The 18,974-nt window shown below is 74.5% G+C and carries 23 protein-coding genes; 13 read left to right on the forward strand and 10 right to left on the reverse strand.

Annotated elements, in window-relative coordinates:
- Positions 1-27: 27 nt before the first annotated feature.
- Entirely contained in the window at positions 28-750 is a 723-nt protein-coding gene (locus tag D7294_RS06800) for an alpha/beta fold hydrolase (RefSeq protein WP_241562190.1), read from the reverse strand.
- Positions 751-1,036: 286 nt separating this feature from the next.
- Between D7294_RS06800 and D7294_RS06805 the strand changes: the two genes are divergently transcribed.
- The 5 genes from D7294_RS06805 to ung all read left to right on the forward strand — a co-directional run bounded on the left by D7294_RS06805 (position 1,037) and on the right by ung (position 4,767).
- The gene (locus D7294_RS06805; protein WP_120676599.1) at positions 1,037-1,867 is read left to right on the forward strand and encodes a HipA family kinase; all 831 of its coding nucleotides are present in this window, start codon (positions 1,037-1,039) and stop codon (positions 1,865-1,867) included.
- Positions 1,864-2,268, forward strand: a complete 405-nt coding sequence (locus D7294_RS32920; protein WP_120676601.1) for a DUF3037 domain-containing protein — start codon at positions 1,864-1,866, stop codon at positions 2,266-2,268. The genes D7294_RS06805 and D7294_RS32920 overlap by 4 nt, the downstream gene beginning before the upstream one ends.
- Before the next feature lie 106 nt (positions 2,269-2,374).
- Positions 2,375-3,136, forward strand: coding sequence for a 3-oxoacyl-ACP reductase FabG (fabG, locus tag D7294_RS06815; RefSeq protein ID WP_120676603.1), 762 nt, complete (start codon positions 2,375-2,377; stop codon positions 3,134-3,136).
- Positions 3,137-3,186: 50 nt separating this feature from the next.
- Positions 3,187-3,972: an SDR family oxidoreductase gene (locus tag D7294_RS06820; RefSeq protein ID WP_120676605.1), complete on the forward strand. Its 786-nt coding sequence runs from the start codon at positions 3,187-3,189 to the stop codon at positions 3,970-3,972.
- A gap of 123 nt (positions 3,973-4,095) precedes the next feature.
- Entirely contained in the window at positions 4,096-4,767 is a 672-nt protein-coding gene (gene ung, locus D7294_RS06825; protein ID WP_120677101.1) for a uracil-DNA glycosylase, read from the forward strand.
- Between the two features lie 21 nt (positions 4,768-4,788).
- Here ung and D7294_RS06830 read toward each other — a convergent pair whose 3' ends face one another.
- The gene (locus tag D7294_RS06830) at positions 4,789-5,199 is read right to left on the reverse strand and encodes a DUF3224 domain-containing protein (protein ID WP_120676607.1); all 411 of its coding nucleotides are present in this window, start codon (positions 5,197-5,199) and stop codon (positions 4,789-4,791) included.
- Between the two features lie 150 nt (positions 5,200-5,349).
- Here D7294_RS06830 and D7294_RS06835 point away from each other — a divergent pair, with 150 nt between their 5' ends.
- Both D7294_RS06835 and D7294_RS06840 read left to right on the forward strand, forming a co-directional pair.
- The gene (locus D7294_RS06835; protein ID WP_120676609.1) at positions 5,350-6,321 is read left to right on the forward strand and encodes a helix-turn-helix transcriptional regulator; all 972 of its coding nucleotides are present in this window, start codon (positions 5,350-5,352) and stop codon (positions 6,319-6,321) included.
- A 145-nt stretch (positions 6,322-6,466) separates the two neighbouring features.
- The gene (locus D7294_RS06840) at positions 6,467-7,369 is read left to right on the forward strand and encodes a Gfo/Idh/MocA family protein (RefSeq protein WP_120676611.1); all 903 of its coding nucleotides are present in this window, start codon (positions 6,467-6,469) and stop codon (positions 7,367-7,369) included.
- Between the two features lie 43 nt (positions 7,370-7,412).
- Here the strand turns inward: D7294_RS06840 and D7294_RS06845 are convergent, their stop codons facing one another.
- On the reverse strand, positions 7,413-8,321 hold the full coding sequence (locus D7294_RS06845; protein WP_120676613.1) for an undecaprenyl-diphosphate phosphatase: 909 nt from the start codon (positions 8,319-8,321) through the stop codon (positions 7,413-7,415).
- 209 nt (positions 8,322-8,530) lie between these two features.
- Positions 8,531-8,755: a DUF4287 domain-containing protein gene (locus D7294_RS06850; RefSeq protein ID WP_120676615.1), complete on the reverse strand. Its 225-nt coding sequence runs from the start codon at positions 8,753-8,755 to the stop codon at positions 8,531-8,533.
- 245 nt (positions 8,756-9,000) lie between these two features.
- On the opposite strand from D7294_RS06850, the gene D7294_RS06855 reads away from it, so the two are divergent.
- Together D7294_RS06855 and D7294_RS06860 are read left to right on the forward strand one after the other, a co-directional pair.
- A complete protein-coding gene (locus tag D7294_RS06855; protein WP_120676617.1) occupies positions 9,001-9,846 on the forward strand; it encodes a spermidine synthase in 846 nt (281 codons plus the stop codon).
- Positions 9,847-9,901: 55 nt separating this feature from the next.
- The gene (locus D7294_RS06860; RefSeq protein WP_120676619.1) at positions 9,902-10,366 is read left to right on the forward strand and encodes a DUF4442 domain-containing protein; all 465 of its coding nucleotides are present in this window, start codon (positions 9,902-9,904) and stop codon (positions 10,364-10,366) included.
- Positions 10,367-10,381: 15 nt separating this feature from the next.
- Here the strand turns inward: D7294_RS06860 and D7294_RS06865 are convergent, their stop codons facing one another.
- Positions 10,382-11,242, reverse strand: a complete 861-nt coding sequence (locus D7294_RS06865; RefSeq protein WP_120676622.1) for an EamA family transporter — start codon at positions 11,240-11,242, stop codon at positions 10,382-10,384.
- A 113-nt stretch (positions 11,243-11,355) separates the two neighbouring features.
- Here D7294_RS06865 and D7294_RS06870 point away from each other — a divergent pair, with 113 nt between their 5' ends.
- The gene (locus tag D7294_RS06870) at positions 11,356-11,931 is read left to right on the forward strand and encodes a helix-turn-helix domain-containing protein (protein ID WP_120676624.1); all 576 of its coding nucleotides are present in this window, start codon (positions 11,356-11,358) and stop codon (positions 11,929-11,931) included.
- Between the two features lie 21 nt (positions 11,932-11,952).
- Positions 11,953-12,507 (forward strand): YbaK/EbsC family protein, encoded by a 555-nt coding sequence (locus D7294_RS06875; protein WP_120676626.1) that lies wholly within the window; start codon positions 11,953-11,955, stop codon positions 12,505-12,507.
- A 28-nt stretch (positions 12,508-12,535) separates the two neighbouring features.
- Here the strand turns inward: D7294_RS06875 and D7294_RS06880 are convergent, their stop codons facing one another.
- Positions 12,536-13,288 (reverse strand): DUF427 domain-containing protein, encoded by a 753-nt coding sequence (locus tag D7294_RS06880; protein WP_120676628.1) that lies wholly within the window; start codon positions 13,286-13,288, stop codon positions 12,536-12,538.
- A gap of 208 nt (positions 13,289-13,496) precedes the next feature.
- Here D7294_RS06880 and D7294_RS06885 point away from each other — a divergent pair, with 208 nt between their 5' ends.
- Positions 13,497-14,696 (forward strand): hypothetical protein, encoded by a 1,200-nt coding sequence (locus D7294_RS06885; protein WP_120676630.1) that lies wholly within the window; start codon positions 13,497-13,499, stop codon positions 14,694-14,696.
- A 17-nt stretch (positions 14,697-14,713) separates the two neighbouring features.
- Positions 14,714-15,298 carry a hemerythrin domain-containing protein gene (locus D7294_RS06890; RefSeq protein WP_120676632.1) on the forward strand — a complete coding sequence of 195 codons (585 nt, stop codon included), beginning with the start codon at positions 14,714-14,716 and terminating at the stop codon, positions 15,296-15,298.
- Positions 15,299-15,372: 74 nt separating this feature from the next.
- Here D7294_RS06890 and D7294_RS06895 read toward each other — a convergent pair whose 3' ends face one another.
- The 4 genes from D7294_RS06895 to D7294_RS06910 form a co-directional block, all read right to left on the reverse strand.
- Positions 15,373-16,551, reverse strand: a complete 1,179-nt coding sequence (locus D7294_RS06895; RefSeq protein WP_120676635.1) for a serine hydrolase domain-containing protein — start codon at positions 16,549-16,551, stop codon at positions 15,373-15,375.
- Positions 16,552-16,639: 88 nt separating this feature from the next.
- Positions 16,640-17,308 (reverse strand): hypothetical protein, encoded by a 669-nt coding sequence (locus D7294_RS06900; protein ID WP_120676637.1) that lies wholly within the window; start codon positions 17,306-17,308, stop codon positions 16,640-16,642.
- Complete coding sequence (locus D7294_RS06905; RefSeq protein ID WP_120676638.1) at positions 17,305-17,805, reverse strand: SigE family RNA polymerase sigma factor; 501 nt, start codon at positions 17,803-17,805, stop codon at positions 17,305-17,307. The genes D7294_RS06900 and D7294_RS06905 overlap by 4 nt, the downstream gene beginning before the upstream one ends.
- Positions 17,806-18,096: 291 nt before the next feature.
- A complete protein-coding gene (locus D7294_RS06910; RefSeq protein ID WP_120676639.1) occupies positions 18,097-18,888 on the reverse strand; it encodes a class I SAM-dependent methyltransferase in 792 nt (263 codons plus the stop codon).
- Positions 18,889-18,974: the final 86 nt, after the last annotated feature.

The raw sequence follows: 18,974 nt of genomic DNA on the forward strand, positions 1-18,974 counted from the left end.
TGATCGCGATACGGGATGCAAAGACCTCTACGCTGCGAAAAACTCGGCGAGCGCGCGGCCGATGTGATCGGGGGCGTTCTCCGTGGGGATGTGATCCGCGTGGGGGATGCGGATGAGCGTGGTGCGGGGCATCTCCGAGGCGAACCGTTCGGCGTATTCCACCTTCTCGTGGAGGTCGTCTTCACCCCAGATCAGCAGCTTGGGCGTGGTGGACCGCATCAGCGCGGGAACGAGGTCAAGGGTGTAGCGGTTGTCGGCCGCGCCCGCCAGGGCCGTCCAGGAACGGCGAACCCGCTCATCGGTCCACGGATCCACGTATTCCGCGATCAACGACTCAGTGGCGACCCCGGCCAGCACCCTCGCGATCGCCTGCCGACGGGCGGCGAGCACGCCCTCGCCCGTGTCCCCGTCCCGGAATTGGGCCACGTGGGGCGCGGGCCAGGAATCGTAGAGGACCGAGTTGACCAGGGCGAACCGGGACACGTCGAGCCGGTCGTGGGCGAGGAGGTGTTGAGCGATGGCGCCACCGATGTCGTGGCCTGCCACGGCGACAGGGCGGGAGAGGTGCAACGCCGAGGCGAATCGTGTCACCCAGTCGGCGAGGGCCGGAACGGTGGCTGTTTCCGGGGTGAGTTGTCCTCCTGAGCGTCCCAGTCCGGGAAGGTCGACCGCGAGGGGGCGCAGCCCCGCGTCGGCGAGGTGGCCCAGCACGGGGAGCCAGACACGGCTCCAGTAGGTTCCGTGCAGCATCAGCACGGGCAGGCCGCCCTGTCCTGCGGTCAGGTAGCTGGCCGGCTCGCGGCGCGGAGCAGTCGAGCAGCTCCTCTCCGCGCACGTCATGCCGGAGGCCGGCGACAAGGGGCGGCACGCCATCGACGCCCTGCTCGGTGGGGGAGGACGGCGGAGGGCCTGGTCGGCCCGAACTCCCCGGGAACTCCCAGGAACTCCCCAGAGGAGATCAGGGCGGGCCGCCGGGCCGGAGGGCCCGGCGGCCCACCGTGCATTCCCAGGCCGGAGCGGCGTATAGCCTGGGACAATGCTGCGCGAAACGCTCGCGACCCGCTATGTGACCCCCCTGCGGGAGGGCGGCTCACTGCCCGGGATCGTGGAGGCCGACGACCTCGGCACCTACGTCATGAAGTTCACCGGCGCCGGCCAGGGCCGCAAGGCGCTGGTGGCCGAGGTGATCTGCGGCGGCCTCGCCCGGCGCCTCGGGCTGCGGGTGCCGGAGCTGGTGCTGATGACCCTGGACCCGGTCCTCGGGCCGAGCGAGCCCGACGAGGACGTCCAGGACCTGCTGAAGGCCAGCGGCGGGCTGAACCTCGGCATGGACTTCCTGCCGGGCTCGCTCGGCTTCGACCCGCTCTCCTACGAGGTGGACCCGGCCGAGGCGGCCCGCGTGGTGTGGTTCGACGCCCTGGTCAACAACGTGGACCGCTCCTGGCGCAATCCCAACCTCCTCGTCTGGCACGGCGATCTGTGGCTCATCGACCACGGCGCCGCCCTCATCTGGCACCACAACTGGCCGACGGCCGCCGCCTCCGCCGCCCGCGGCTACGACGCCTCCGACCACGCGCTCGCCCGCTACGCCCCCGACGTGGCCGCCGCGGCGGCCGAACTCGCGCCGCGGGTCGAACCCGGCCTGCTCGCCGAGGTACTCGCCGAGGTCCCCGACGCCTGGCTGGAGGGGGAGCCGGGGTTCGCCGGGGCGGAGGAGATCCGCGCCGCCTACGTGCGGACGCTCGCCGCGCGCGCCCGCGACATCCACGAGCGCGTCACCCTCGGACCGCCCACCACCAGCCGCCCGCGCCACCGGCCCGGCTGGCTCGCCGCCCGCCGCCCGCACCCAGGGGAGGCCGTCCGATGAGCGCCGCGCACGGGGCGGGGCACGGCCGCGACGTCTTCGAGTACGCGCTGCTGCGGGTCGTCCCGCAGATGGAGCGCGGCGAGTGCATCAACGCGGGCGTCGTCCTCTACTGCCGGGCCAGGTCCTTCCTCGCCGCCCGCACCCACCTGGACGCCGGCAGGCTGCGTGCCCTGGACCCGGCGGCCGACGAGAGGGGCGTGCGCGCCGCCCTGCACGCCGCCGAGTGCGTCTGCGCGGGCGGAACCGGGGCGGGCCCCGCCGCGCAGGACGACGCCGGGCGCCGTTTCCGGTGGCTGGTCGCCCCGCGCAGCACCGTCGTCCAGCCGGGCCCGGTGCACACCGGACTCACCGCCGACCCGGACGGGGAACTGGAGCGGCTGCTGCGGGTCCTGGTGCGTTGACAGCGGGTGGCGGGGAATCTAGCGTCGGCCACGCGGTAGTTACCAGACGGTAGCCCACCCGGCGGGGGCCGGCCCCCGCCCGGACCCGACGCCGAGGAGAGCGAGCATGACCACCACCGAGCAGCGCGTTGCCGTCGTCACCGGCGCGGCCAGGGGAATCGGCGCGGCCACCGCCCTCAGGCTGGCCGCCGAGGGACGCGCGGTCGCCGTTCTCGACCTGGACGAGGCGGCCTGCGCCGGCACCGTGGCCGCCATCGAGGCCGCGGGCGGCACCGCGCTCGCCGTCGGCTGCGACGTCGCCGACCAGGAGGCGGTGCGGGGCGCGGTCGCCCGCGTCGCCGAGGAGCTCGGCCCGCCGCAGATCCTGGTCAACAACGCCGGGGTGCTGCGCGACAACCTGCTGTTCAAGATGACGGATCAGGACTGGGACACCGTCATGGCCGTCCACCTGCGCGGGGCCTTCCTGATGTCGCGGGCCTGCCAGAAGCACATGGTGGACGCCGGCTTCGGCCGCATCGTCAGCCTCTCCTCCAGCTCCGCCCTCGGCAACCGCGGCCAGGCCAACTACGCGGCGGCCAAGGCCGGACTGCAGGGCTTCACGAAGACCCTGGCCATCGAGCTCGGCAAGTTCGGCATCACCGCCAACGCCGTCGCCCCCGGCTTCATCGCCACCGACATGACCGCCGCCACCGCCGCCAGGGTGGGCATGGAGTTCGAGGACTTCCAGCGGGCCGCGGCCGAGGGCATCCCGGTGCGGCGGGTGGGCCGCCCCGAGGACGTGGCCGGGGCGATCGCCTTCTTCACCGGCGAGGACGCCGGCTTCGTCTCCGGGCAGGTGCTGTACGTGGCCGGCGGGCCGCTCGACTGAGCGGGACGGAAGAGCCGGCGGGAAGAGCGGAACGGAGCGGGAGGCCGAAGATGACGACGCAACCCCAGGACGCCGCCGGGGAGTCGATACCCGGCGCCCCGCGCGTGGCCGTGGTCACCGGCGCGAGCCGGGGCATCGGGTACGCCATCGCCAGGGCGCTGGCCGAGCGCGGCGACCGGGTCTGCCTCACCGGGCGCGACGCGTCCGCCCTCGACCGGGCCGTGGCGGGCATCGGCGAGGACCGCGCGATCGGCGTCGCGGGCAAGGCCCACGACGAGGCCCACCAGGCGGAGGTGATCGAACGGGTCATGGCCGCCTGGGGACGCGTGGACCACCTCGTCAACAACGCGGGAACCAACCCGGTCTTCGCCCCGCTCACCGAGCTGGACCCGGGCGTGCTCCGCAAGGTGTTCGAGGTCAACGTCCTGGCCGCGCACGGTTTCGCCCGCCGCGTGTGGGAAGCCTGGCAACGGGAGCACGGCGGGACCATCCTCAACGTCGCCTCCATCGCCGGGCTCACCGCCTCGCCCTTCATCGGCGCCTACGGGCTGACCAAGGCGGCCCTGATCAACCTCACCCAGCAGCTGGCCCACGAACTGGCCCCGCTGGTCCGGGTCAACGCCCTGGCCCCCGCCGTGGTGAAGACCAGGTTCGCCGCCGCCCTGTACGAGGGCCGCGAGGCCGAGGCCGCCGCCGGGTATCCGCTGCGCCGCCTCGGCGTCCCCGAGGACGTCGCGGGCGCCGCGGCGTTCCTCACCTCGGACGCGGCGGGCTGGATCACCGGGCAGACGCTGGTGCTCGACGGCGGGCTCTTCCTCAACGCCGGGCTCGGCTGACACCGGCGCGGGCCCGCGCGGCGGACCGCCCGCACCCGGCGCGGGCCCGCACTGTCAGTGGCAGCCGGTACGTTCTGATCGACAAGTGATCACGCCCCTTCGGAGGTTGACGACGTGACCGGCATGCTGCCCGACTCCTGGCAGGACGTCCTCGGCGAGGAGCTCGGCAAGCCCTACTTCAAGGAGCTCACGGAGTTCGTGGAGGAGGAGCGGGCCCGCGGACCGGTGTATCCCCCCAGGGAGGAGGTCTTCGCCGCCCTGGAGGCCACGCCGTTCGACCGGGTGAAGGTGCTGATCCTCGGGCAGGACCCCTACCACGGCGAGGGGCAGGGCCACGGCCTGTGCTTCTCGGTGCGCCCCGGCGTGCGGATTCCGCCCTCCCTGCGCAACGTCTACAAGGAGCTGCACGCCGAGCTCGGCCACCCCATTCCCGACAACGGGTACCTGATGCCCTGGGCCCACCAGGGGGTCCTGCTGCTCAACGCGGTGCTCACCGTCCGCGCCGGCGAGCCCAACTCGCACAAGGGCAAGGGCTGGGAGAAGTTCACCGACGCGGTGATCCGCGCGGTGGCCGGCCGCGAGAAGCCCGCGGTGTTCGTGCTGTGGGGCTCCTACGCCCGCAAGAAGCTGCGCCTGATCGACACGGAGCGGCACGCGGTGGTCGAGGGCCCGCACCCCTCGCCGCTCTCGACGCAGAAGTTCGCGGGCACCCGGCCGTTCACGCGGATCGACGAGGCCCTGGCCGCCCAGGGGCATGCGCCGGTCGACTGGCGCATCCCCGACCTGAAGCGGTGAGCGGCCGGGCCCCGCGGGGGCTCAGCCCAGCTCGTAGGTGAAGGTGTAGGGCACCTCCGCCATGCCGTGGCGGCAGGTGAAGCCGCCCGAGCCGCGCAGCCCGGCGAGTTCGCCCTCGCCGGAGCCGGGCACCACCTCGAAGGAGCAGCTCACCGTGGAGTCCGCCTCGAAGGTGCCCCACTCGCGCAGGACGAAGGCCCCGGCGCGTCCGTCGAGGGTGGCCTCGGTCAGCCGCTCGTAGCCGGTGAAGGTTCCGGTCCCGTCGGCGGCGTAGGAGATGGCGTAGACGCAGGAGGTGGCCGCCGCCCCGATGCCGCCCTTGAAGGTGTTCGTGACGACCGCGTGGGCCAGCCGCGCCCCCTCGGTGGCCCCGCCGGGGGACGCCTCCTGCCAGTCGCTGAACGTGAACGTGCCCTCGGTGCGCGCGGTCATGCGGTACTCCTCGAAACGTCCGGGAAAGCCCCGGGGACATTGCCTGGTCGGGCCCGGGACCTGGGGCGGTCCCGGGCGTGGGGACCACTCTGCCCGCCGTACCTGACACCTTCTGTCAGGTACGGCGGGGGAGCTTCGCAGAATGGGACCGTGCGCGCCGACCGACTCCTCCAGATCCTCCTGCTGCTGCAGAACCGCGGCAGGCTGACCGCCCCGCAGCTCGCCGCCGAGCTGGAGGTCTCCGTGCGGACCGTGTACCGCGACGTGGAGGCGCTGGCCGCCTCCGGGGTGCCGGTGGTCGCCGACCGCGGCCCGAGCGGCGGCTACCGCCTGCTCGACGGCTACCGCACCCGGCTCACCGGCCTGACCGGAGAGGAGGCCGAGTCCCTCTCGCTGGCGGGAATGCCCTCGGCCGCCGCCGAGCTCGGCCTCGGCTCCGACCTGGCCGCCGCCCGGCTGAAGCTCCAGGCCGCGCTGCCGGCCGAGCTCTCCGCCCGGGTCCTCAGGGTCCAGGAGCGCTTCCACCTCGACGCCCCGGCCTGGTTCAGGGACGCCGAGCCCGTGCCCCACCTCGCCCTGGTGGCCGCCGCCGTCTGGGAGGGCCGCCGCCTGCGCGTCCACTACCGAAGCTGGCGCGGCGAGGCCCGCCGCGAGCTCGACCCGCTGGGCCTCGTGCTCAAGGGCGGCATCTGGTACCTGGTGGCCGCCGCCGGCGGGGAGGTGCGTACCTACCGCGTCTCCCGGCTGCTCGGCGCCGAGGCGCTCGACGAGGCCGCCGAGCGCCCGGCCGGCTTCGACCTGGCGGCCCACTGGGCCGAGTCCGCCCGCCGCCTGGAGTCCGCCCGCTACCGGGCCGAGGCCAGGCTGCGGCTCACCCCGCGTGGCACGATGCTGCTGCCGCTCCAGTTCGGCGCCGTCGGGGCCCGCGCCCTCGCCGCGGCCGGCCCGCCGGACCGCGAGGGCCGGGTGGAGGTGACCCTGCCGGTGGAGTCCACCGCCCTCGCCGTCACCGACCTGCTGCGCCTGGGCACGGAGGCGGAGGTGCTCGGCCCGCCCGAGCTGCGCGCCGCCCTGGCCGCCACCGTCACGGCCCTGGCCGCCAGGTACGGCCCCACCGGCTGAGCCACCTGCCGGGCCCACCTGCCGGCCCCACCGGCGCGCGGGCCCGGGCGGGGAGCGGCGTATCCTGCCCTGCGCGCGGCGCGGCGCCCACGCGGCCCCGCGCCCGCGGCACCCACGTTGCGCGCAGCCCCACCGGAGGAGCACAGTGAAGGTCGGCGTGATCGGGCTCGGGGACATCGCCCACAAGGCGTACCTGCCCGTGCTCACCACCCAGCCCGGCGTCGTGCCGCATCTGCACACCCGCAGCCCCGCCACGCTGGAGCGGACGGCGCGCACCCACCGGATACCGCCCGGGCACTGCCACGCCGAGCTGGACTCGCTGCTGCGCGCCGGCCTCGACGCGGCCTTCGTCCACGCCCCCACGCCCGTCCACCCGCGGATCGTGGCCAGGCTGCTGGAGGCGGGCGTGCCCACCTACGTCGACAAGCCGCTGGCCTCGCAGCTGGCCGAGGCCGAGCGCCTGGTCGAACTGGCGCGAGCCCGCGGGGTGTCCCTGGCCGTCGGCTTCAACCGCCGTTTCGCGCCCGCCTACGCGCAGTGCCTGGAGCACCCCAGGGACCTGATCCTCCTGCAGAAACACCGCAGGGCGCTGCCCGAGGAGCCGCGGCGGATGGTCTTCGACGACTTCATCCACGTCGCCGACACGCTGCGCTTCCTGGCGCCTGGCCCGGTGGACCGGGTGGACGTGACCTGCCGGGTCAGGGGCGGGCAGCTGCACCACGTGGTGCTGCAGCTGTCGGGCGACGGCTTCGCGGCGATCGGCGCGATGAACCACCTGTCGGGCTCGGCCGAGGAAATCCTGGAGATATCGGGCCAGGACGCCAAGCGGGAGATCCGCAACCTGGCCGAGATCACCGACCACAAGGGGCAGCCGAGCGTCCGCCGCCGCGGGGACTGGGTGCCGGTGGCCAGGCAGCGCGGCATCGAGCAGGCCGTGGCCGCCTTCCTGGACGCCGTCCGCGGGGGGCGCACGCTGGACGCGGGGGACGCGCTGGCCACCCACGAGCTGTGCGAACGCGTCGTGCGGGCCGCGCTGCGGCAGCCGTAGCGGCGGCGGCCCGGCCGGGCGTGGCGGGGGCGCCGGGCGCGGCCTACTGCTCCTGGGAGGTCGTGTGCTCCCCGGTGCCGACGTCCTCGCCCGCGTGCGGGTCCACGGCGCCGAAGGTGATCAGCGCGAACAGCAGCAGGCCGAGGGCGATCCGGTACCAGACGAAGGGCATGAAGCTGCGGGTGCTGATCCACTTCATGAACCAGGCGATGATCGCGTAGCCCACGACGAAGGCGATGACCGTGGCGAAGATCGTCGGGCCCCAGGAGACGTGGGAGTCCTCCTCGCCGATCGAGGCGAGCTCGTAGGCGCCCGAGGCCACCACCGCGGGGATGGCGAGCAGGAAGGAGTAGCGCGCCGCCGCCTCCCGCCGGTAGCCGAGGAAGAGGCCGCCGGTGATGGTGGCGCCCGACCTGGACACGCCGGGCACCAGCGCCATGGCCTGGCACAGGCCGTAGACCAGGCCGTCGCGGATGTTGAGGTCCTCGATGGTCTTGCGCGGCCGCACCGCCCGGTGCCGGCCGCCGATCGCCTCGCGCAGGGCCAGCCGGTCGGCGATGCCCAATATCACGCCGAGCACGATCAGCGTCGTGGCGATCAGCCGCAGGTCGCGGAACGGGCCCTCGATGGCGTCCTGCAGGGTGATGCCGAGCACGCCGATCGGGATCGAGCCCACGATGACCAGCCAGCCCATCCTGGCGTCGAGTTCGGCCCTGGCCGCCCGGTTCCCCAGGGACCTGAACCAGGCGCTGAGGATGCGCCCGATGTCCTTGCGGAAGTAGATGATGACGGCGGACTCGGTGCCGATCTGCGTGACGGCGGTGAAGGCCGCGCCCGGGTCCTGCCAGTCGAAGGCGACGGCGGTCAGCCGCAGGTGCGCACTCGAGGAGACGGGCAGGAACTCCGTCAGTCCCTGGACGAGCCCGAGAATCAGCGATTCGAACCAAGACATGGACTCTGCGGCATCCCAGGGAGGTGTGTCGGGGCAGGGGCTTGGGCCTCACGCGGCGTGACCACCCGTGGCAGTCGGGCGACAAGGGTGAAGCGAGATCACTCTAAGCCAGCCGGCGGGGTGACCCGTACCGAGGGCCGCCGGAAGACGTGCGGCCGGCCGGGCTCCCGCCAGGCCCCGGCGCCCGGCCCGGCGCCGGGGCGTCTCCCTCAGCCCCGGGCGGCGTCCTCGGCGCGGGTGTGGGCGACGAGGGCGTTGGCGTGGCCGTGGCCCAGGCCGTGCGCGGCCTTGAGCCAGGCGACCAGCTCGGAGTGCCGGGTCAGGGAGGAGGAGCGGATCAGACCCTGCCAGTGGGCGATCGGGTGGCCGTACGTCTTCTCGATGGAGGGGAAGTAGCTGGCGGGGCCCTTCACGCGGGCGGTCTGCTCGGACATGCCGGTCTCCTTCTGTGGGCGGGGTCCGCGGTTGCCGGTTCCCCGGGCGGGTTCCGCGGTTGCCGGTTCTGCCGCCGCGGTGCGCGGTCGGCCACCCGGGAAGACCGCGGTCGCGGGCGAAAGTCATCGCTCCCGGCCGTGGCGCCCCGGGCGCAGTCCGGCGGTCCCGCGGGCGAGGGCCCGCGCCCTGAGGCGTGGGACCGGGCGCGGTCCTGCGGCGCGGCCGGTGCCGTCACAATGGGCGGGTGCGCGAACCTCTCCCCAGCAGCAGGCCGGTCGACCTCGGCGCCGCCCGCCTCATTCCCGACCTCGACCGGGAACGCGGCTGGCTGCTCACCGTGGACGGGGCGCCGCAGTCGTACGTGGACCTGGACGACCCGACCTACCTGGAGTTCGAGTACGTCCGCAGGCTCGCGCACGTGCTCGACGCCATGGCCCCGCCCGGCCGCCCGCTCGACCTGCTGCACCTGGGCGGGGGCGCCTGCACGCTGCCCCGCTACGCGGCGGCCACCAGGCCGGGCTCGCGGCAGCGGGTCGTGGAGGCGGACGGCGCGCTGGCCGCGCTGGTCGCCGAGCGGCTTCCGCTGCCGCCCGGCTCGGGCATCGAGGTGGAGATCGCCGACGCCGGGGCCGCGCTGCGGGCGGCGCCGCCCGCAGCGGCCGACGTGCTGGTGGCCGACGTCTTCGGCGGGGCCCGGATTCCCGCCCGGTTCACCACCCTGGGCCACGCGGCCGCCGCGGCGCGCGCCCTGCGGCCCGGTGGCGTCTACGCGGCGAATCTGGCCGACGGCGCGCCCTTCGCCTTCCTCCGCTCCCAACTGGCGACCTTCGCCGTCCACTTCGCCGAGCTCTGCCTGATCGCCGAGCCCGCCCTGCTGCGCGGGCGCCGGTTCGGCAACGTGGTGCTGCTGGCCTCGCAGGGCGCCCTGCCGCTGGCCGAGCTGGCGCGCCGCACCGCGGGCGACCCCTTCCCGGCGCGGGTGGTGCACGGGGAGGAACTCGCCGCGCTGCGGGGGGACGCCGCCCCGGTGCCCGAGGGCCGGGGCATCCCCTCGCCGCGCCCGCCCTCCGCCGCCCTCGACCCCGACTGACGGCCGCCGGGCCCGTCGGCTACCGGTGAGTAACACCAGTTGGTAATATCCGCGCATGACCGAACCCGGCTCGCAGTCCACGGGCGAACTCCTCGCCGCCACGGTCCCGATGGTCCGCACGCTCGGACTCACCTTCGGCGCGATCGACGCGCGGCGCGCCGAGGTCGTGCTGCCCGACCGCCCCGAGTTCCACAACCACGTCGGCGGCCCGCACGCGGGCGCCCTGTTCACCCTCGCCGAGTCGGCGAGCGGCGCGGTGGTGCTCGCCGCCTTCGGCGACCAGCTCACGCGCGCGGTCCCGCTGGCCGTCCGCGCCGAGATCGCCTACCGCAAGCTCGCCAAGGGCGAGGTCACCGCGGTCGCCACCCTGGGCCGCCCGGCCGCCGAGGTGGTCGCCGAACTGGACGCCGGGCGGCGCCCGGAGTTCCCCGTCTCCGTCGCCGTCAGCCGCGCGGACGGCGCCGTCACCGCCGAGCTGACCGTGGTGTGGACCCTGCGCCCCCACGACCCGGCGCGGTAGGGCGCCGCGGCGGCCTCAGCCGGTGGCGAGCAGCAGGGTTCCCGCCATGGCCAGGCCGGCCCCGGCGGTCTGCACCCCGCGCAGCCGCTCCCGCAGCACGCCGCGCGCCGCGAGGGCCGTGACCACCGGGTAGAGCGAGGCCAGCACCGCCGCGACGGTGACCGGGCCGATCCCCGCGGCCACCACGTAGGTGGCGTTGGCCAGCACATCGGCGAAGCCGACGAACGTCAGCGCGGGCAGGGCGCCGGTCACCACCCGCCAGCCGCCCTCGGGCCTGGCGGGCGAGCCGCGCCTGGCGCCCGCGTAGAGGGCGGCGCCGCCGGCGAGCAGGTTGCACACCCGCTGCGCGAACAGGGCCAGGAACAGGCCCTCGGTGGTGGTGGACGCCTCGGCGATCAGCGCCAGGATGGCCCCGAACCCGAAGGCCGAGAACAGCGTGTACCCCAGGGTCCTGCGCTGGATCGCGGGACCGCCGGACTGCGGCCCGCCCGCGAGCACGATCCCGGCGAAGGCGACCAGGATGCCCAGGCACTGGGTGAGGCCCGGGCGCTCGCCGGCCAGCAACGCCAGGCCGACGGGCACCGCGACCGCCGTGGAGACCAGCGGGGAGACGACCCCCATCGGGCCCAGCGCGAGCGCGCGGTAGAAGCAGAGCATCACCACCGGGCCGAGCAGCCCCGCCGCGACCGCGTACCACAGCCGTCCGCCCGCGGCCTCCCACGCGCCCGTGGAGAGCACGATCACCGCCAGCGCCACCGTGGCGAGACCCTGCGAGACGACCACCACCGTGAGCGCCGGGATCCGCCGGGTCAGCAGGCCGCCGCCGAAGTCCGCAAGCCCCCAAAGCAGGCTGGTGGCCAGGGCCAGGGATACCATCGCATGTCCTTCGTGGTGCAGTCTGATGAACGGCCGGACCCGTCGACGCCAGCCCATCAGAGTGTACGGCCCATACAGAATATTGTTCTCACCGAGTGGGGGAGAGGCCGTCCTTGACCGATCTCGAACAGCTCACCCAGTCCCTCGCCCGCAAGCTCAGGCAGCTGCGCACCGAACGCGGCCTCACCCTGGACGCCCTCGCGGCCAGGGCAGGCGTCAGCAGGGGCATGCTCATCCAGATCGAGCAGGCCAGGACCAATCCCAGCGTGGGCACGGTGGTGAAGATCGGCGACGCCCTCGGCGTCACCATCGGCGCGCTGCTCGACGTCGACCAGAGCCCCGAGGTCCGGGTGGTCCCCGCCGCGCGGACCGTCCGGCTGTGGTCCACCGAGGCCGGCAGCTCCAGCACCCTGCTGGTCGACGCCCAGGCGCCCGGGCCGCTCGAGCTGTGGCGCTGGCGGCTGATGCCGGGGGAGGGCAGCAGCTCCGACCCGCACCCGCCCGGCACGTTCGAGCTGGTGCACGTCACCGCGGGCACGCTGACCCTGCGCGTGGAGGGCGCCGGCCACCTGGTGCCCGCCGGCTCCTCGGCCTCCTTCCAGTCCAACGTGCCGCACGGCTACCACAACGAGGGCGCGGAACCGGTGGACATGCTCATGGCCGTCTCGGTGCCTGCCGCCGTCCACTGAGCGGCTGCTACCGTTCGGCCCATGCGCGCACCGATCGGCAACTTCGACCAGGCCACCCCCGCTCCCGACTGCCTCGACCTGCTCGTCGAGCCGGTGGCCGCAGCCATCCGCGGCTGGCAGGGACCCGTCGCCGCCGACCAGCTGCTGTACGTCGACACCGACCCGGAGAAGGCCGACACCGCCGTCTTCGTCGAGACCTACGGCGAGGACCTGGCCGGGACCTCGGCCAACTGCGTGGTCGTGCAGGGCAAGCGCGGCGGCGAGGCCCGCCTGGCGGCCTGCGTGGTGGCCGCGACCACCCGCCTGGACGTCAACGGCACGGTCAGGCGCCGGCTCGACGTGCGCAAGGCCTCCTTCGCCCCGCACGAACTGGCCATCGGCGAGACCGGCATGGAGTACGGCGGCGTCACGCCCCTCGGCCTGCCCGAAGGCTGGCCCGTGCTCGTGGACGCGGCCGTCGCCGACATGCCGCACGTCCTCATCGGCAGCGGGCGCCGCCGCGGCAAGCTGATCGTCCCGGGCAAGGCACTCCTCCAGGTCCCCCACGCGGAACTCGTCGAGGGGCTCGGCCGGTAGGCAGGGCCCCGGTGCGGCGGCCCTGCCCTCACTCGGGCCGCGGCAGCAGGCGCCCGTCCACGTAGGTGTCGGTCTTCTCGCTGTAGAAGCAGACGAGACCGGCGATCGGCAGCAGCTGACGGGTGGGGAAGTCGTAGCACCAGGCCAGGTCCTCGTGCGTCCTGCCGCCCGCCCGCACCGACCAGTAGGCGCTGGTCCTGCCCTTGTACGGGCACGCGGTCCGCGTCTTCGAGGGCACCAGCAGGGAGAAGTCGACGTCCGTCCGCTCCAGGTAGTACCGGGCCGGCAGGCCCGTCTCGAAGACCAGCACCGGAGCGGAGGACTCGGCGAGCGTCACCCCGCCGAGCTCCACCCGGACGTTCCTGGTGGAGCGCAGCGCGTCCACCCGGGTGTACGGGCTGCGCGGGTGGACGAAGATCTCCTCGTCCTCCTCGAACCAGGCGTCGGGCGCCTCCCAGTCGAACCTGACCAGCCCGGCCAGGCCCTCGGCCGCGTCCTTCGTGAACACCCGCGCCGCCCCGGGACGCGTCTCCTCCCCGGCCCGCAGCCCGTGCACCCGCGCCGTGCCGAGCGGCTGCCGCTCCTCGCGGTCCTCGTCCACCAGCAGCCCCGCGTCCACGTCCTCCACCGGGACGTAGTACTGCGGATAGTGCGGGATCTCCCACACGTAGCGCGCCCGGACGGTGTCGAAGAGGGTGTGCGCCCCGAGGAAGGCGCGAATCCGCCGGGGGACCGGCTCGACGTGCCCGGCGCGCGTGACCGGCCGCGGATAGTCGTTCATGTCAGCCTCCTGCCGCCCGCCTGCCCCGCGCACCGCGGGCCCTTCCGTTGTACCTCCGCCCGCCGCTCCCGGCCCCCCGGGCGCCCCTGGACGCCGCCCCGTCCCCCGCCCGACCGAACGGGTCACCCCGCCCGCCGCGGCGGCGCGTTGAGAAGGGGGCCCAGGCCGCCGCCACTACTACTGGAGCCCCCTTCCCCTAAGGACACCGATGACCTTCAACCCGCTGGAGCACCGCGGCATCCCCCTGGACCGGCAGCTGCGCGACTGGCGCGAGCTGGCGGTCGAGCCGGTCGACCCCGACCGCGGCGATCCGTACACCCGCTGCCGGATCATCACCATGAACGGCATCGAGATCGAGGCGATGCTCTTCAGCCACCACTTCGCCCGGCACTGCCCCGACCTGGACGTCAAGCGCACCCTCGCCCGGGTCCGCTACATCGAGGCGCAGCAGCAGAAGGCCGTCAACTGGCTGCTGCCCGGCGCCTCCTCGGTGCTGGAGACCACCATCTCCTACGAGCAGGTGGCCGTCGACCTCACCGCCTGGATCGCCCGCATGGAACCCGACCCGTACCTGACACAGGCCTACCAGTTCGGCGTCCTGGAGGACTTCGACCACCTGTACCGGTACGCCAACCTCTACGAGATGATCGAGCACCGCAAGGCCGAGGAGATCGTCGACCAGCTCACCGAGGTCATGCCGGGCCGCCCCACCCCGCTGCACCACCGCGACCCCGTCGACAACGTCCGCGAGCCCTACGACCGCCGCGGCGCCAACCCGCTCTCCAAGCTGCACGCGCTGACCGTCATGGCCGCCGAGCAGCAGACGATGAACTTCTACCTCAACGTGGGCCCCACCTACATGGAGCCGATCGCCCGGCAGCTCTACCAGGAGATCGGGATGATCGAGGAGGAGCACGTCACCCACTACGAGTCGCTGATCGACCCGGGGGAGACCTGGTGGGAGCAGCTGGTCCACCACGAGTACAACGAGTGCTACCTCTACCACTCCTTCATAGAGCAGGAGAGCGACGCGCGCGTGCGGGCCATCTGGGAGCTGCACCTGAACATGGAGCTCGAACACCTGCGGCTGGCCTGCGACCTGATGCGCCGCCACGACGGCCGCGACCCGGCCGAGGTGCTCGCCCCCGAGCTGCCGAACGTGCTCACCTTCGAGCCCAACAAGCAGTACCTGCGCGAGCTGATCGCCACCCAGCTCGACCTGACCACCCTGGGCACCGGATACGTCCGCGAGGCCCACGAGCGCTTCGAGCGGATGCAGCAGGCGCTCAACTCCGACGGGATGCCCCCCAGCGACCAGGTCCTCGACGCCCACCGCGAGATGTTCGGGCGCGAGTACCGGCTCCAGACCGAAGGCGAGCACCCGGTGCCCGCGCTCCGCGAGAACTGAAGGACGGGACCGCAGCCATGACCCAGACCGCCCAGGCGGCAAGGACCGCATTCCAGGACGACGTGGTGGCCCTGCTGACGCGTCAGCACGGCGACATCCGCAACCTGTTCGACGAGGTGGAACGCGCCACCGGCCAGGACCGCAGAACGGCGCTGAGGCAGCTGGTGCGGCTGCTCGCGGTGCACGAGACCGCGGAGCAGGAGGTCGTCCACCCCTTCGCGCGCCGCCTGTTCGAGGGCGCCGACGAGGTGGTCCGCGAACGCCTCGCCGAGGAGGAGGGCGCCAAGGAGACCCTCGCCAGGCTCGACGGGATGGACCCAGGCTCGCCCGAGTTCCTGCCCACGCTGCGCGCCCTGCGGGCCGACGTGATGCACCACGCCAGGGCCGAGGAGCGCTACGAGTTCCGCGAGATCCGCAGGTACGCCGAGCCCGGGGCGCTGGCCCCGCTGGCCCAGGCGGTGCGGGCCGCGGAGGCCATGGCCCCCACCCGCCCGCACCCCGGCGTCCAGGGCGCCCCGGCCAACCTGCTGACCGGCCCGGTCGCCGCCCTGATGGACCGCACCAGGGACGCCGTCCGCAAGGCGATGGGCCGGGAGGGCTGACCGCCGGCCCCGGCCCGGCGCCGCACCCCGCCGCCCGGGGCCGCGCCCCGGCGGCGGGTGGCCCGCCTCGCGGCTCAGCCGCCCGCCCGCAGGCTGCCCGCGATGCCCCGGGTCAGGTCGAGCTCCTCCAGGTTCCACTCCCCGTCCCCCTCGACCGCGCCCGTCGCCCAGAACACCAGCAGCCCGTCGTCGAGGCGCCGGGCGCACTCGGCGTAGGAGAGGCCGTTGCCCCCGTTGTGCCAGGCGACGCGGTGGCCGTCCCAGTCCGCGATCACCCAGCCGTATCCGTACCAGGTGTCCCCGCCGTCCTCACGCACCCAGGGCCGGAACATCTTCTCCCGTGCCGCCGCGGACAGGACGCCGTCCCCGCTCAGCGCGAGGTGCCAGCGGTGCATGTCCGGCGCGGTGGACAGCAGCCCGCCGTTGCCCCGCAGGTTCCAGTAGGGGCCGTCCTCGGCCCAGGGGTGCTCGTTCGGCCTGCCCACGGGGGTGCCTGCGCCGTCGTACTCCACCGCGATCCCGCTCCGCTCCCAGCGCGGCAGCACGTAGCCGGTCCGGGACAGGCCGGCCGGGGCGAACAGCTCGTGCGCCAGGTACTCCTCGTAGCCCGCGCCCGAGACCTTCTCGATCACCGCCGCCAGCACGCTGTACCCCACGTTCGAGTAGTGGTACGCGGCGCCCGGGGCCGACTGCAGCTCGGACTCGCCCATGGCGGTCAGCATGTCCTCCCGGGACAGGACCTCGTCGTCGTCGCCGAGCACGTCCACCAGCCCCGCGGTGTGGGTGAGGAGCTGGTGCAGCGTCAGGGAGCGCTTGTCCGCGGGCAGTCCCGCCACGTGCGCGGCCAGGGGGTCGTCCGTCGACAGGGCCCGGGCCATCTCCAGCCGCAGGATCGCCGCCGCGGTGAACTGCTTGGTCAGCGAGCCGATGTCGAAGACCGTGCCGCAGCCGTACGCGATGCCGGCCTCGCGGTCGGAAAGGCCCCTCCCCGCGCAGTGCACCACCTCCTCGCCCCGCGCCGCCAGTGCCGTCAGCCCGGCGCCGTCCGGCACCGCCTCGGACAGGTACTCCGCCACGGGGTCGCCGCCCGTGCCGCCGCTCTCCCGCTCGTCGCGCGAGGAGCCCCAGGTCAGGGCGCCGGTCGTCGCGGCCAGCGCCGCGCCCGACAGCAGGGCCGCGGCGCCACCGCCCAGGAGCCGCCGCCTGGTCACTCCGGCCGCCCGGGCCGCGCGCCCGCTGGGTGCCTCCGTCATTGCCACTCCACTCCTCTGGTCGTTCCGGTTCTCCCGGCGCTGTGGCCGCCCGCGGGTCTCGCCCCCGCGGGCGGCCGGGCCGCGGCGCTCAGGACTCGCAGGCGTCCCGGCCGGTGCTGACGGTGATCTTCGCGGCCCAGGCGAGCAGTTCGGCGTCGCCGGGGCCGGTGCCCTCGGCGGTCAGCCGCAGCAGCACGCCCTCGGTGCCCGTCTCCAGGAGCAGCACCCGCCCGCCGCCGGGCGCGTCGCCGATCCGGCCCGGGCGGTCGCCGGCCCTGACGTCGCGGGCGCCGTCCAGCGGCTCCCCGGCGACCGAGCCCCGCAGCACGTCGAGGCGCACGGTGTAGCCGGGGGCGCGCTCGACGTGCAGCCGGAACGCGTCGCCGGCCGGCTCGGAGATCGCGGTCTGCACCTCCTCGCCGCCCACCTCGGCGGAGAGCAGCACCTCGGCCGGATCGCCGCCCCCGGGGAGCAGGCACAGCTCGATCTCTTCGGCGGCGAAGATGCCAGGGGCGGGCACCCCGGCCGCGGGGCCCGCGGGCTCGCCGCCGCGCAGCAGTTGCGCGCCCAGCAGCGTGCCCGCCGCCACCAGGGCCGTGGCCACGGCCGCCCCCGCCACCCGGTGCCGCGTCTGCCGCCTGCGGCGCGCCAGCACCGCCTCCAGCAGCCCGGCCGCCGCCGGGGCCTCCCGCCCCCGCCGCTCGAACGCCTCCCGCAGGGCGGCCTCGAACTCCGCTTCGCCACCTCCGGTACTCATGCGTCCTCCACCACCTCGGCCCTGCCGGTCAGTTCGGGATGGCGGCGCAGGCGCGCCAGGCCCCGGGCGGCGTGCACCCGCACGGTCGCGGCCGAGCAGTTCAGCAGCCCGGCGATCTCCGCGTCGGGAAGGTCCTCGTAGTAGCGCAGCACCAGCACGGCCCGCTGCCGCCGCGGCAGCCCGGCGAGCAGCCGCCACATCGCGTCGCGTTCCCCGATCGCCTCGATCCCCTGGTCCGGCGCGCCCCCGGCGCAGGGCAGGTCGCCGGCGGGCCCCTCCTCCGCGGACCTGCGCCGGCGCCAGGACAGGTACTGCCGCAGGATCGCCTTGCGCACGTACGCGTCCAGGCCGCCGTGCTCGATCCGCCGCCACCGCCGGTGGCAGCGGACCAGGGCCTCCTGCACGAGGTCCTCGGCCCGCTGCGCGTCGTTGCACAGCACGTGCGCGAAGCGCAGCAGCGCGTCTCCGCGCGTCAGCACGTAGTCGTCGAATTCCACCGTCCGCCCCGCGGGTGCTCGTGGCCTGCCACCCTTACAACGCGGCGTGGCGGGACGGGCGTTTACCCCGCCGCCGCTTTTCTTTCGCGCCCGCACCGCCCGGCGGTCGCGGCGGCTCACGGGGTGGGGCGGTCCGCGGGCCCACCCGGTGGGGCGGGACGTCTCACCCTCGGCAGCCTCACGTGACCGTGCCGCGCCCCGGTCCGTGCGGCCCGGCCGGCAGCGGTGGGCGGCGGGACGGGGTGGCCGGGCCGGCGGGTGGGCCGGCAGGCCGGGTGCCGGAAGGGCTCGTTATGCGGCCGAGCCGGTGGCCGAGGGCGCCCGGAGCACGAAGAAGAGGAAGCACATTCTGGTCGAGAGGTCCCGGAAGTCGTCGGGGTACAGCTCCCTGGCGGCCGGATCGGGCCGTGGCTCGCTGAGCACCGACAGGTGGAAACCGGCCGCGGTGAAGGCGTCGGTCATCGCGTGCAGCGGCCTGCGCCAGAAGCGCATCCGGGCCGGCCGCCCCACCAGGTCGGCCCATTCCTGGGTGCAGGGGGTGGTCGCGTGGTAGTCGGGCCTGGGGTCCTGGGTGGCGTAGTCCACGAAGGGGTGTTGCACGGAGGCGATCAGCCGGCCGCCCGGCCTGAGCACCCGCCGCATCTCGGCCAGCGTCGGGCCCCAGTCCTCCAGGTAGTGCAGCACCAGCGAGGCGAGGACATCGTCGAACGTGCCGTCGGCGAACGGCAGCGGGTCGCGAAGGTCGGCCACGTGCAGGTCCGCGTCGGCGCCCAGGCGGCGCCTGGCCAGTTCCACCAGCCGGGCGCTGGAGTCGAGGCCGGTGACGACGGCGCCCCGATCGCGCAGCGCGGCGAACAGGGGGCCGGAGCCGCAGCCGGCATCCAGGACCCGGCGGCGGGCCACGTCCCCGGCGAGGGACAGCATCGCGGGCCGCTCGTAGTAGGCGTTCAGGAGGCTGGTCTCGCTGAGGGCCGCATACGCCTCGGCGAAGTCGTCGTAGTCGTTCACCACGACCGGGGGCCCGGCTGGGCCGTGCTCTTCCACGGTGGGCAAGCTGCTGTCTCCGTCCTGCCGTTCCGGCATGTCGCACGGGCGTCGTCCCGGGGATCGACGACCACGGGGCAGGCCCCGGTTCCGCCGCCGGCCACCGGCACGGCCCGGCCACCCTC

Origin of the sequence: Streptomyces hoynatensis, from assembly GCF_003626535.1 — a bacterium.
Taxonomy (GTDB): Bacteria; Actinomycetota; Actinomycetes; order Streptomycetales; family Streptomycetaceae; genus Streptomyces; species Streptomyces hoynatensis.

Coding starts and splice junctions, on each gene's coding strand:
- D7294_RS06875 (WP_120676626.1), top strand. CDS start 11,953: ATGCGCGCACCGATCGGCAACTTCGACCAGGCCACCCCCGCTCCCGAC.
- D7294_RS06820 (WP_120676605.1), top strand. CDS start 3,187: ATGACGACGCAACCCCAGGACGCCGCCGGGGAGTCGATACCCGGCGCC.
- D7294_RS06845 (WP_120676613.1), bottom strand. CDS start 8,321: ATGTCTTGGTTCGAATCGCTGATTCTCGGGCTCGTCCAGGGACTGACG.
- D7294_RS06895 (WP_120676635.1), bottom strand. CDS start 16,551: ATGACGGAGGCACCCAGCGGGCGCGCGGCCCGGGCGGCCGGAGTGACC.
- D7294_RS06800 (WP_241562190.1), bottom strand. CDS start 750: ATGCTGCACGGAACCTACTGGAGCCGTGTCTGGCTCCCCGTGCTGGGC.
- D7294_RS06805 (WP_120676599.1), top strand. CDS start 1,037: ATGCTGCGCGAAACGCTCGCGACCCGCTATGTGACCCCCCTGCGGGAG.
- D7294_RS06860 (WP_120676619.1), top strand. CDS start 9,902: ATGACCGAACCCGGCTCGCAGTCCACGGGCGAACTCCTCGCCGCCACG.
- fabG (WP_120676603.1), top strand. CDS start 2,375: ATGACCACCACCGAGCAGCGCGTTGCCGTCGTCACCGGCGCGGCCAGG.
- D7294_RS06900 (WP_120676637.1), bottom strand. CDS start 17,308: ATGAGTACCGGAGGTGGCGAAGCGGAGTTCGAGGCCGCCCTGCGGGAG.
- D7294_RS06865 (WP_120676622.1), bottom strand. CDS start 11,242: ATGGTATCCCTGGCCCTGGCCACCAGCCTGCTTTGGGGGCTTGCGGAC.
- D7294_RS06850 (WP_120676615.1), bottom strand. CDS start 8,755: ATGTCCGAGCAGACCGCCCGCGTGAAGGGCCCCGCCAGCTACTTCCCC.
- D7294_RS06885 (WP_120676630.1), top strand. CDS start 13,497: ATGACCTTCAACCCGCTGGAGCACCGCGGCATCCCCCTGGACCGGCAG.
- D7294_RS06890 (WP_120676632.1), top strand. CDS start 14,714: ATGACCCAGACCGCCCAGGCGGCAAGGACCGCATTCCAGGACGACGTG.
- D7294_RS06910 (WP_120676639.1), bottom strand. CDS start 18,888: ATGCCGGAACGGCAGGACGGAGACAGCAGCTTGCCCACCGTGGAAGAG.
- ung (WP_120677101.1), top strand. CDS start 4,096: ATGCTGCCCGACTCCTGGCAGGACGTCCTCGGCGAGGAGCTCGGCAAG.
- D7294_RS06830 (WP_120676607.1), bottom strand. CDS start 5,199: ATGACCGCGCGCACCGAGGGCACGTTCACGTTCAGCGACTGGCAGGAG.
- D7294_RS06880 (WP_120676628.1), bottom strand. CDS start 13,288: ATGAACGACTATCCGCGGCCGGTCACGCGCGCCGGGCACGTCGAGCCG.
- D7294_RS32920 (WP_120676601.1), top strand. CDS start 1,864: ATGAGCGCCGCGCACGGGGCGGGGCACGGCCGCGACGTCTTCGAGTAC.